This window comes from Roseibium sp. RP-7 (assembly GCF_053005225.1).
This window is the reverse complement of the sequence record NZ_JBRKQA010000008.1, coordinates 1-1,010: the sequence shown is the minus strand read 5'-3', so window position 1 is coordinate 1,010 and position 1,010 is coordinate 1. Positions and strand designations below refer to the sequence as shown.

Here is a 1,010-nt window from a genome sequence, read left to right as displayed (position 1 = left end):
ACATCTTCTCCGTGCCGAAGGGCGAAGATGGGAATGTTGAATTCACCTATGCCTACAACGGCTCGGCTCCACTCGACTGGCTGGCGGACGGCGAAACGCTGACCCTGACGTTCGACGTCAAAGTCAGCGACCGGAACTGGTTCCCGGAAGGCACCGACACCACCCAGATCACCATCACGATCACCGGCACGAACGACGTTCCGACGCTGACTGCGGTCGACGTGAGCGGATCCATCGTTGAAGGCGATCCGTCAACCCTGTCCGACAGCGGCTCGATTGACTTCTCCGATCTGGATCTCTCCGATACGCCAACGGCGACCTTCGCAGTCAAGAGCGTTGAAGGTCTTGATGGTGTCGGCCTCACCGCAGGCCAGATCGCGAATATCCAGGCCGGTTTCGGGCTGTCCGCTGATCCGGGCAACGCGAACGACGGTACGATCAACTGGTCTTACAGCGTCGCGGAAGAGCATCTTGACTTCCTCGCCGCAGGTGAGCAGGTCGAAGTCGTCTACACCGTGACGGTCGATGACGGCAACGGCGGTGTCGTGGATCAGGATGTCACCATCACGATCACGGGCACCAACGATGCTCCGACGATCGGCGGCGATCTCTCGTTGAACTTCCTGCCCATCGTTGAATGGCCGGGTGCGGAAGACGAAGGTTACGTCCATACCCGCGGCGGTGTCTTCGAGATCAATGATCCCGATACGGTCGTCAATCCGGACAATTTTGAAGTCCAGATCAGCGAACCGAACCTGTCCCTGGCCTCCGGTGCCGGTGAAATCCTGGAAATGCCGGGCGATATCTACGCCGCACTGACAGCCAAGGATACGAATTTCCTCTTCTGGACATTCGACCAGTTCGACGACCAGGGCCGGGTAACCTATTCCTACAAGGTCCAGGACAAGGCTATCGACTTCCTTGCCGAAGGCGATGTTCTGACGATCGACTACACGCTTACGGTCCAGGACAAGAATGACCCGGACTCCTTCGTCGAGCGTCCGATCACC

General features: G+C 58.5%; 1 protein-coding gene. It reads left to right on the top strand.

From position 1 onward, the window contains the following. A partial coding sequence (locus ACVDG9_RS28565) for a VCBS domain-containing protein (protein WP_447239659.1) occupies window positions 1–1,010 on the top strand: 1,010 nt, incomplete at both ends.